Genomic DNA, 11,263 nt, shown 5'->3' on the forward strand with positions numbered 1-11,263 from the left:
CAATCTTATTTCTGTCTTTCCTTTAAAACTGATACAACATCGTCTAACTGAAAACCTTTTGCTTGTAATAATATCAGGTAATGGAATAGCAAATCAGCACTTTCGCTCAAAAATAAATCATCGTTATTGTCTTTGGCTTCAATAACCACTTCTATGGCTTCCTCTCCAACCTTTTGAGCAATTTTATTGATTCCTTTTTCAAATAGAGAAGCCACGTAACTTTTGTCAGAAGTTGCATTTTCTTTTCTTTCTTTTATGGTTTTTTCTAATTTAGAAATAAAACCATACTCTTGATTATTAGATTCTTGCCAGCAATTATCAGAACCTGTATGACATGTAGGGCCAACGGGATTTACTTTGATTAAAAGCGTGTCTTTATCACAATCATTTTTGATATCGACCAAATTTAAAAAATTTCCGCTTTCTTCCCCTTTAGTCCATAACCTACTTTTGGAACGGCTATAAAAAGTAACTTTTTTGGTTTCTAATGTCTTTTGATAAGCCTCTTCATTCATATAGCCCAACATCAAAACCGTTTTAGTTTCACTGTCTTGAATAATTGCCGGAATCAATCCGTGTGCACTTTTTGAAAAATCTATGTTCATAATTTTAGTCTAAAGTTTTAAAGTCGAATGTCTAAATCCGTACCTCTATATTATTACTTTTAAGTTCTTTTTTTAATGTTTTAATTTCAATTTCCTTGAAATGAAATACGCTTGCCGCCAAGGCCGCATCGGCTTTTCCTTCAACAAAAGTATCTACAAAATGTTGCATATTTCCTGCACCACCCGAAGCAATTATGGGAATATTTACTAATTCAGAAAGTGTTGCCAAAGCTTCGTTTGCAAATCCATTTTTCGTTCCATCATGGTTCATAGAGGTAAAAAGGATTTCTCCCGCTCCACGTTGTTCCACTTCTTGTGCCCAATCGAATAATTTTATCTCTGTAGGTACTTTACCTCCTACCAAATGCACCATCCATTCGCCATCAATTTGTTTGGCATCAATTGCCACAACAACGCATTGGCTCCCGAATTTTTGTGCCAAATCATTAATCAACTGAGGGTTTTTAACCGCAGAGGAATTGATGGAAACTTTGTCCGCACCGTTTTGCAACAATACTTCCACATCACTTACAGCGGAAATTCCACCACCTACAGTAAAAGGAATATTAATGGTTGCTGCCACTTTTCGAACCAAATCAACCAAGGTTCTTCTTCTTTCTTCCGTCGCCGAAATATCCAAGAAAACCAATTCGTCAGCCCCTTCATCCGAATAGATTTTGGCCAATTCAACGGGATCACCTGCGTCACGTAAATCAACGAAATTAACGCCTTTAACGGTTCGTCCGTCTTTGATGTCAAGACAAGGGATTATTCTTTTAGTAAGCATATTTTATTGATTAAACCTGACAGGTTTTAAAAACCTTTCGGGTTTGTTATGATATAATTTTCTAATTGCTTTAAACTTATTCTTCCTTCGTAAATCGCTTTGCCTATTATCGTTCCTTCACAACCCAATTCGGCTAATTTTGGTAATTCGTCAAAGGTTGAAATTCCTCCTGAAGCGATTAATTTTATTCCTTTGGCTTCCGTCAAAATCTTGGCGTATAATTCAAAACTTGGGCCTTCCAGCATGCCGTCTTTGGCAATATCAGTGCAAATTACGTATTGAATTCCTTTGTTTTGGTAATCCTGAATAAATGGCACCAAATCTTCATCAGAATCTTCTAACCATCCTGAAACAGCTACTTTTTCGTTATTGGCATCTGCTCCCAAAATGATTTTATCCGAACCGTATTCAGCAATCCATTTTTCGAAAATTGCTCTGTTTTTTACAGCAATACTTCCACCTGTGATTTGGTTTGCACCCGATTCAAATGCAATTTTCAAATCCGAATCCGCTTTTAATCCACCTCCAAAATCAATTTTCAGTTTGGTTTGGGATGCAATTTGTTCCAATATTTTATAATTAACAATTTTACTTGATTTTGCTCCGTCCAAATCCACCAAATGTAAATATTCAATTCCGTGTGCTTCAAATGATTTTGCTACTTCAAGCGGATTTTCGTTGTATATGATTTTGGTATTGTAATCGCCTTTTGATAAACGAACACATTTTCCTTCTATGATGTCTATTGCTGGTATTATTCTCATTCTAATTAGTCTTAAAGTTTAAAAGTCGAAAGTCATAAAGACTTAATTTATAATTTCAAAAAATTCCCAAGGATCTGCTCTCCAACATCACCACTTTTCTCGGGGTGAAATTGGGTTCCGTAGAAATTATCATTTTCCAGCGCCGACGAATATTCCAGTTCGTAATTGGTCGTGGAAATCGTTTCGGCACAAATAGGAGCATAAAAACTGTGTACCAAATACATGTATTCGTTTTCTGAAATTCCTTTGAACAAATCTGATTTTAGATTGTAAATAGTATTCCAGCCCATTTGTGGTACTTTCACTTTTGAAGTAAATTTTACTACATCCACATCAAAAATCCCCAAGCCTTTGGTATCGCCTTCTTCGGAATGGTTGCACATCAATTGCATTCCCAAACAAATTCCAAAAACAGGTTGTTTCAATGTTGGAATCAGAATATCTAAACCACTTTCCTGAAGCATTTTCATTGCATAACTTGCCTCGCCCACTCCTGGAAAAATTACTTTGTCGGCAGCTTTTATTTCGTCCGGATTGTTACTCAAAACCGCTTTGTATCCCAATCTTTCGATGGCAAACATAATGCTTTGAATGTTTCCTGCTCCGTAATTTATGATTACTATCTTCATTTATTTAGTCTTAAAGTCTTAAAGTCTTAAAGTCTTAAAGTCTTAAAGTTTAGCATAAATACCATTTAGGTACTTTCGACTTTAAGACTTTTGACATTATGACTTAATTAAAGCATTCCTTTCGTGCTTGGCAAAATCATTTTCTCCGTGTCGCGTTTCACGGCTACTTTTATCGCTTTGGCGAAAGCCTTGAAAATGGCTTCTATTTTGTGGTGCTCGTTGGTTCCTTCGGCTTTAATGTTGATGTTGGCTTTTGCTCCATCCGAAAAGGATTTGAAGAAATGATAGAACATTTCCGTTGGCATTTTGCCTACCATTTCACGTTTGAATTCCGTTTCCCAAACCAACCAGTTTCTACCTCCAAAATCAATAGCCACTTGTGACAAACAATCGTCCATTGGCAAACAAAAACCGTAACGTTCTATTCCCAATTTGTTTCCTAATACTTTCGCAAAAACTTCTCCCAAGGCAATCGCCGTGTCTTCAATCGTGTGGTGTTCATCAACTTCCAAATCGCCTTTTACCAAAATCTCCAGGTCCATTTGTCCGTGACGTGCAATTTGGTCTAACATATGGTCGAAAAAAGCAAGACCGGTATCGATTTTACTTTTCCCGGTTCCATCAAGATTCAGGTTGATAAAAATATCGGTTTCGTTTGTTTTTCTGGTAATTGAAGCGGTGCGTTCTTCTAATTTCAAAAACTCATAAATGGTTTTCCATTCCGTGGTTTGTAAAGCAATAACGGCATCCAATTCGTGTCTTTTGGACGAAATTTCATCACTTCCTAATTCTTCATCCGTGCTTATGAAAATAGCTTTGGAACCCAAATTTTTAGCCAATTCAACGTCTGTTATTCTGTCTCCGATTACGAATGAATTTTCTAGATCGTATTCTGGATTGTTGATGTATTTCGTCAACATTGCCGTTCCCGGCTTGCGGGTTGGCACATTTTCGTGTGGAAACGTTTTGTCAATAAAGACTTCACTGAAAACTACGCCTTCATTTTCGAAAGCTTTCATTACCAAATTATGCACTGGCCAAAAGTAGTCTTCTGGATGAGAATCCGTTCCCAAACCGTCTTGATTGGTTACCATAACCAATTCAAAATCCAATTCAGTAGCAATTTTCCCTAGATATTGAAAGGCTTTTGGATAAAATTCCAATTTTTCAAAACTGTCCAATTGATAATCGTTTGGCTCTAAAACCATCGTTCCGTCACGATCTATAAAAAGTATTTTCTTCATTTTTAAACTTTTATTAAAGAAGCCAAAACTTCCATCAATTTTTTATTTTCTTGTTCCGTTCCAATAGTCAAACGCAAGGTGTTTTCACATAAAGGTTGTGTTGTTCGGTTTCGAATCACGATTCCTTTGGCAATTAATTCGTCATATCTTTTATTGGCGTCATCCACTTTTATCAAGATGAAATTGGCTTCCGTTGGATATATTTTTTTAACAAATTTCACATCAACCAATACTTTAAGTAATTCCTCTCTTTGCGCAATAATGGAAGTTATTTCGGATTTAATTTTATCGGTGTCGCTCAATCTTTCCAAAGCTCTCAATTGTGTCAATTCATTCACGTTGTAAGGTGGTTTTATTTTGTTTAAAACCGAAATTACCGCTGTAGAACCATAGCAAATCCCCAAACGGATTCCTGCCAAACCGTATGCTTTTGAAAGTGTTTGGGTAATAACCAAATTTGGATATTGGTCTATTTTAGCCAACCAACTTTCTTTTTCTGAAAAGTCGATATAAGCTTCATCAATCACAACCAAACCTTTAAAATTTTTCAATAATTTCACCACACTTTCATTCAAAAAAGAATTCCCTGTTGGATTATTTGGCGAACACAAAAAGATGATTTTGGTATTTTCGTCAACAGCTTCCAAGATCTTGTCCGCTTGTGGCTGAAAATCTGCGGAAAGCAACACTTCCCTGTTTTCAACGGCATTGATATTGGCCAAAACGCCATACATTCCGTAAGTTGGTGGCAATGAAATAATGTTATCCACTTTCGGTTCGCAAAAAGCCCTGAAAATCAAATCCAATACTTCGTCGCTTCCGTTTCCTAATAAAATTTGGTTTGGATTTACATTTTTCTGCTTCGCCAAAACCACTTTAACATTGCTTTGCTGTGGGTCTGGATAACGATTCACGCCATTCTGGAACGGATTTTCATTGGCATCCAGGAAAATCATATCCGCTGTATCAAAGTCCTCAAATTCGTCACGTGCCGAAGAATAAGGCTTCATCGACTTGACGTTTTCACGGACTAAATTATTTATATCGAAATTCATTTCGTTTACTCTTTAAATTTTTAAATCTTTCAATCTCAAAGTAACTGCATTTTTGTGCGCTTGCAATCCTTCGGCTTCTGCCATAATTTCTATCGTTTTTCCAATATTTTGAATGCCTATTTCGGATATTTTTTGGAAAGTCATCGCTTTAAGAAAACTGTCTAAATTCACTCCAGAATAATTCTTGGCGTAACCGTTTGTCGGCAAAGTATGATTGGTTCCCGAAACATAATCACCGGCACTTTCCGGCGTATAATTTCCAATAAAAACAGAACCTGCATTTCCTATATTGCGAACATAAAAATCTTCGTCTTTAGTACTAATAATAAAGTGTTCCGGACCGTATTCGTCGATTAATTCCAAGGCAATTTTGTCATTTTCGACAAAAATCAATTTTGAATTGGCAATGGCTTTTTCGGCAATGGCTTTTCTTGGCAAAACTTCCAGTTGCTTTTGAACTTCCTCTTCCACTTTATCAATCAATTCTTTTGAAGTAGAAACCAAAATTACCTGACTGTCGGTTCCGTGTTCCGCTTGCGACAACAAATCGGAAGCAATAAAAGCTGGAACGGCAGTGTCATCGGCCACGATCAACAATTCTGAAGGTCCAGCAGGCATATCAATTGCCACACCAAATTGGGTTGCCAATTGTTTTGCCACGGTCACGAATTGGTTTCCTGGGCCAAATATTTTATATACTTTGGGAATTGTAACTGTTCCAAAAGTCATTGCGGCAATAGCTTGAATTCCGCCAACTTTTAATATTTTAGTCACACCACATAGGTTGGCTGTGTAAAGTATAGCGGGATTAATTTTTCCGCTTTTATCCGGAGGAGAACACAAAACTACTTCTTGACAGCCTGCAATTTGAGCAGGAACTGCTAACATTAAAACCGTTGAAAACAAAGGTGCGGTTCCTCCCGGAATGTACAATCCAATTTTTTGAATGGGTCTTTTTTCTTGCCAACATTGAACACCTTCTGTTGTTTCTACAAAAACTTTAGCTGTTTTTTGTGCAGCATGAAATTTTTCGATATTGGATTTTGCCAATTGGATGGCATTTTTCAAATCATCGGAAACAAGATTGATTGCTTCCTTGATTTCATTCTCTGAAACTTCAATGTTTCCTATAGTTATTCCATCAAAAAGAGACGTATATTTTGTAACAGCACTATCGCCTTTGGTTTGAACTTCTTTGAAGATTCCTTTTACAGTTTCTTCAATATCATTAAAATTGGCAGTTGGTCTTTTTAGGATTGATTGCCAAGTTTCTTTAGTTGGGTTGTATATTTTGTTCATTTTTAATTTAATTTTAAGATTAAATGATTACTTCGTCCGTTCGCCTTTCTGGCTCGGGTCAAAAATTGAAAAATTTCAGCATTTAATCTCGTATTTCAAACTTCTTAAGTTGTACTTTATAAAACCATTTTTTCGATTGGACAAACTAAAATCCCTTCAGCACCCGCTTCTTTCAGTTGATCAATAACATCCCAAAAGGTATCTTTATCTATTACCGAGTGAACACTGCTCCAACCTTCCTCAGCTAGTGGCATAACGGTAAGGCTTTTTAAAACAGGTAATATTTTACCGACAGCCTCAATCTTATTATTGGGCACATTCATCAAAATATATTTTGATTTCCTAGCTCTTAAAACGGATTCAATTCTAAATTGAAGTGTATCTATGATTTTTTGGGTTTCCGGAGTAACTTTAGGAGAAACGGCTAATACTGCTTCACTTTTCAAAATCACTTCCACTTCTTTAAGATTGTTTTTGAATAAAGTGCTACCACTGGAAACAATATCGACAATCGCATCGGCAAGACCTATGTTGGGTGCAATTTCTACAGATCCAGAAATTTGGTGAATGTCTACGGTCAATCCAAATGAATTAAAATATTCATTGACTGTATTAGGATACGATGTTGCTATACGCATTCCATCTAAATCTTTTATGGATTTATAATCGAATGATTTGGGTACTGCCACGGAAACTTTGCATTTAGAAAAACCTAATTTTTGAGCAATGGTAATATTTTTTCCTTTTTCAACCAAAAGATTGTCACCTACAATAGCTGCATCAACTACACCATCAATCAAATATTGAGGGATATCTGAATTTCTAAGAAATAAGACTTCCAAGGGAAAATTAGTTGCCTGTGCTTTAAGTTGGTCATTCCCATTATCTATGGAAATTCCACAATCTTTTAGAATTTGAATACTGTCCTCGTTTAAACGACCTGATTTTTGAATTGCAATTTTTAAGGTACTCATTTTTGTTGTTTGTTATTTTTTAATTTTGATAGTTTTGCTTGAGCACAACCTTTAGGCAATAAAAAACCCGTTTGATGTACTCAAACGGGTTTTAGAATATAGTGATTTACACGCATACCATTAACACATCGCTTGAGAGCAATTATTAAAATGGTGATGATGTAATTGATTTGTAAACATGTTTTTTTTATTGTTATGCAAATATAACTTAAAAAGAATTAATAAAACAAATCATTTAAAAAAATTTGGTAAAAAAGTATGTTCAACTCTATATATATCATAATCTATTGAATCAAGAAATAAAAAAACCTACTTATAACTTTTACATTACAAATAGGTTTTAACATGAAAAACTTTATTATAATCTTCTAATTAAGGACAGCTTCAAGTGAAGGTCCAGCGGCAACCAATCTTTTTCCTTCCTCAGTATTGGTATACTGTTCGAAGTTTTTAATATAACGAGAGGATAAATCGACAGCTTTACGAACCCATTCTTCTTTATCTTTGTAAGTATCTCTTGGATCAAGAATTCCGTTGCTAACGTTTGGTAAAAAAGTTGGTATTGTTAAATTTAAATAAGGAATAGTTCTAGTTTCTGCTTCTTCAATTTCGCCACTGATGATTGCATCAATGATCGCTCTTGTATTTTTAAGTGAGATTCTTTTTCCGGTTCCGTTCCAACCTGTGTTCACCAAATACGCTTTAGCATTGTGTTCTTTCATTTTTCCAATTAATGTTTTAGAGTACATTGTTGGATGTAAAGTCAAGAATGCCTCTCCAAAAGCTGGTGAAAACGATGGTTCTGGTTCGGTAATTCCTCTTTCAGTTCCTGCTAATTTAGAGGTATATCCACAAAGGAAGTGGTATTGAGCTTGGTCTTCATCTAAAATTGATACTGGAGGCAACACCCCAAAAGCATCGGCAGAAAGATAGATAACTTTACTAGCGTGACCTGCTTTAGAAGGCAATACAATTTTACTGATATTGTATATTGGATAAGAAACTCTTGAATTTTCAGTAATTGAGTGGTCATAATAATCGATTTCCCCATACTCATCAACGATAACATTTTCTAATAAAGCATCTCTTTTGATGGCTCTCCAAATGTCTGGTTCGTTATTTTCGCTCAAGTCAATAACTTTCGCATAACAACCACCTTCAAAATTAAATACTCCATTGTCATCCCATCCGTGTTCATCATCACCAATCAAATATCTTTTTGGGTCAGCAGATAAAGTTGTTTTTCCGGTACCAGAAAGTCCAAAGAAAACCGCAACATCACCGTCTTCACCTACATTTGCAGAACAGTGCATGGAAGCCATTCCTTTTAAAGGTAAGTAGTAGTTCATCATGGCAAACATACCTTTTTTCATTTCTCCTCCGTACCAAGTTCCTCCAATAATTTGGATTTTTTCAGTAAGGTTAAATAAAATAAAGTTTTCAGAATTTAATCCTTGCTCTTTCCAATTAGGATTAGTTGCTTTAGAACCATTCATTACAACGAAATCAGGCTCACCAAAGTTTTCCAATTCATAAATAGAAGGTCTAATAAACATATTGGTTACAAAATGTGCTTGCCAGGCTACTTCCATCACGAAACGAACTTTAAGTCTTGTGTCAATATTTGTACCGCAAAATGCATCAACAACATATAATTTAGGTGATGTAGAAAGTTGATTTAAAGTAAGCGCTTTTAAATCGTCCCATATTTCTTTTGTAGTAGGATAGTTAGGTGTACTAATTCCTTGTTCTTTGTCCCAGCAAATCGTATCTTTTGTAATGTCATCTTTTACGATGTATCTGTCTTTAGGAGAACGTCCTGTGAAAATTCCTGTTTTTACTGCTACGGCACCCGTATCTGTCAAAGCACCTTTTTCGAAACCTTTTCTTTTATGAGAAACTTCGGCTTCATATAATTCTTCATAGGAAGGATTGTAAACCACTTCATGATACCCTGTAATTCCTAAATCGTGTAATTCCTGAATAATTTTAATGTTTTTCATTTTCTTAATTTTAAAATTCTTACTTGTTTAATTCTATTCAAAATTAGGAATCTAATACCAAATAAAAACTGATTTTTATCATGTTTACATATCAAAAATACGCAAACGTTTTCGTGTTTTATAAGGGTTCGCAATGGTTTTTATTAAAAGTAAAAGATGTACTAATCCATTTTAAAGAGTTAAATTTACAAAAAAATAAACTGGTTTTTATCACATGGAAACTGAAAAAATATTTTTTCCTTATTCACAGTCAATTTTTAGTATTACAATTGATTGTTTTATACTGCTCTCTCAAGCGATAATACCAGATAAAAGTCACATAAAATGAGTGAAGAAAGAAAAACACAAATTGTATTGGAATTGCTCACTGAAATTGGAGAAATGATGATTACCAGCGGTGCTCATACCGCAAGGATTATTCGAAATTTAGAACGAATTGCCAAGGGATTGGGGTTTCATTGTGAGTTAGTGCTAACCTATACTGGAATCGTAATTTCAATATACAAACACAACAAGTTTAAAGCTCATACCCTTGCCCGGACTGTTAAGGCAAAAGGGCTCAATTTTGAAACTATTTCAGAAATTAGCATTTTATCTTGGGATGTCATTGAAAACAAAATTCCTATTTCTGAAATAAAATCAACATTAGAGCAAATAAAATCTAAGAAGATATACTCCAATCTTCAGCTTTATCTTTTTGCTCCACTGGCCAGTGTAGCTCTTTGCATGTTATTTGATGGAGATTGGCTACAAGCCTTTATTGTTTACTTATCTACTTTTGCAGGGTATTATGTGAGAAGAACTTTGGTATTAAAACATCACAATCATTTGTTTACATTTTTCATTGCCTCTACTCTTTCAACGCTAATTATACATTTTGCAGGCATCTTTTTTCATTTGCAAGTAGAGCAAGCTTTAATTGTGTCCATATTATACCTTATTCCTGGTGCTATTATGATTAATTCTTTCATTGATTATTTAGAAGGGTATTTTGAATCGGGTACCGCTCGCTTTATTTATAGTTTAATGGCTATTTTAATGATTGCCTTTGGCTTTTTTACTTCAAATATGATTTTCAACATGCCGTTCATCAAGTCATTTAGTTGTTTTGATTTTTCAAATTTTCAAATGTTGGTAAAAACATCCTTTGAACCCGAAGGTGTTGCGCTACAGGCTTCCAAGTTAATTTTTGGAGGAATCACTTCTTTGGGATTTGCACTCATGTTCAACACTCCAAAAAGAGCCTTATGGACCGTTTTTTTACTTGGGTCTCTTGGCTATTTTATAAAATATCTACTGTTTAAAGAATTGGATATTAATCTTATTCTATCCATTTTTATCGCTTCCTCATTTGTGGGTATTTCTGGAATGTATTTTGCCCATAGAACCCATACACCTCCCATTATTTTTATGATTCCCGCCGTAATCAATATGATTCCAGGTTTGATTAGTTACAAATTTATGATGGGAATGATTGATTGGATTAGCAATAATGGAGAACAAAAACCACCTGTTAGCGAAGTTATTGAAACTTTTTCCTACGGAATTACCACAATTTTCATTCTTTTTGCCCTTGCTTTCGGAGTTGCATTTCCTATTATTGTATTCAAATCCTATACAGTGAAAGGAAAAGATTTGAATGTGCTGATTAAAAAATTGTTCAAAAGGACTGATGTGATAAATTAATTTTTTGATTGTCCGTTTTCAGTCCTACCCTATAATACTAGCTATCACTAGCCTATGATGTACTTTTATCTGTAAATAGAATACTTTTTTCAGATATGGATTCCTGTATTGTTTGATTTATTTGATCCGATGTATGATCCGTCAAAACCTTTGCTTTAAATATCTGCATTGATTTGATTTTTCTCGCGTTTGTATATCTTTTAAAACAGTTGATTCA

Annotated in this window: 10 protein-coding genes and 1 pseudogene; 1 reads left to right on the forward strand and 10 read right to left on the reverse strand. The window is 34.8% G+C overall.

Going from position 1 to position 11,263, the window contains the following annotated elements; translation table 11 throughout:
* Positions 1-5: 5 nt before the first annotated feature.
* The 9 genes from hisIE to pckA form a co-directional block, all read right to left on the reverse strand.
* Positions 6-605 (reverse strand): bifunctional phosphoribosyl-AMP cyclohydrolase/phosphoribosyl-ATP diphosphatase HisIE, encoded by a 600-nt coding sequence (hisIE, locus tag DB895_RS05940; RefSeq protein WP_116724445.1) that lies wholly within the window; start codon positions 603-605, stop codon positions 6-8.
* A gap of 31 nt (positions 606-636) precedes the next feature.
* A complete protein-coding gene (gene hisF / locus DB895_RS05945) occupies positions 637-1,392 on the reverse strand; it encodes an imidazole glycerol phosphate synthase subunit HisF (protein WP_116724446.1) in 756 nt (251 codons plus the stop codon).
* Between the two features lie 26 nt (positions 1,393-1,418).
* Positions 1,419-2,156: a 1-(5-phosphoribosyl)-5-[(5-phosphoribosylamino)methylideneamino]imidazole-4-carboxamide isomerase gene (gene hisA, locus DB895_RS05950; RefSeq protein WP_116724447.1), complete on the reverse strand. Its 738-nt coding sequence runs from the start codon at positions 2,154-2,156 to the stop codon at positions 1,419-1,421.
* Between the two features lie 47 nt (positions 2,157-2,203).
* A complete protein-coding gene (hisH, locus tag DB895_RS05955; protein ID WP_116724448.1) occupies positions 2,204-2,785 on the reverse strand; it encodes an imidazole glycerol phosphate synthase subunit HisH in 582 nt (193 codons plus the stop codon).
* A 107-nt stretch (positions 2,786-2,892) separates the two neighbouring features.
* The gene (hisB, locus tag DB895_RS05960; protein WP_116724449.1) at positions 2,893-4,029 is read right to left on the reverse strand and encodes a bifunctional histidinol-phosphatase/imidazoleglycerol-phosphate dehydratase HisB; all 1,137 of its coding nucleotides are present in this window, start codon (positions 4,027-4,029) and stop codon (positions 2,893-2,895) included.
* 2 nt (positions 4,030-4,031) lie between these two features.
* Positions 4,032-5,084 carry a histidinol-phosphate transaminase gene (gene hisC, locus DB895_RS05965; RefSeq protein WP_116724450.1) on the reverse strand — a complete coding sequence of 351 codons (1,053 nt, stop codon included), beginning with the start codon at positions 5,082-5,084 and terminating at the stop codon, positions 4,032-4,034.
* Between the two features lie 12 nt (positions 5,085-5,096).
* A complete protein-coding gene (gene hisD, locus DB895_RS05970; RefSeq protein WP_116724451.1) occupies positions 5,097-6,383 on the reverse strand; it encodes a histidinol dehydrogenase in 1,287 nt (428 codons plus the stop codon).
* A gap of 116 nt (positions 6,384-6,499) precedes the next feature.
* Positions 6,500-7,357, reverse strand: a complete 858-nt coding sequence (gene hisG / locus DB895_RS05975; RefSeq protein WP_116724452.1) for an ATP phosphoribosyltransferase — start codon at positions 7,355-7,357, stop codon at positions 6,500-6,502.
* A gap of 368 nt (positions 7,358-7,725) precedes the next feature.
* Positions 7,726-9,360, reverse strand: a complete 1,635-nt coding sequence (pckA, locus tag DB895_RS05980; protein ID WP_116724453.1) for a phosphoenolpyruvate carboxykinase (ATP) — start codon at positions 9,358-9,360, stop codon at positions 7,726-7,728.
* Between the two features lie 324 nt (positions 9,361-9,684).
* Here pckA and DB895_RS05990 point away from each other — a divergent pair, with 324 nt between their 5' ends.
* On the forward strand, positions 9,685-11,046 hold the full coding sequence (locus DB895_RS05990; protein WP_116724455.1) for a threonine/serine exporter family protein: 1,362 nt from the start codon (positions 9,685-9,687) through the stop codon (positions 11,044-11,046).
* 55 nt (positions 11,047-11,101) lie between these two features.
* Here DB895_RS05990 and DB895_RS05995 read toward each other — a convergent pair.
* Positions 11,102-11,263, reverse strand: a pseudogene (locus tag DB895_RS05995) (IS1595 family transposase); the annotation flags it as partial.

It is taken from the genome of Flavobacterium psychrotolerans, assembly GCF_003097635.1.
GTDB classification, from domain to species: domain Bacteria; phylum Bacteroidota; class Bacteroidia; order Flavobacteriales; family Flavobacteriaceae; genus Flavobacterium; species Flavobacterium psychrotolerans.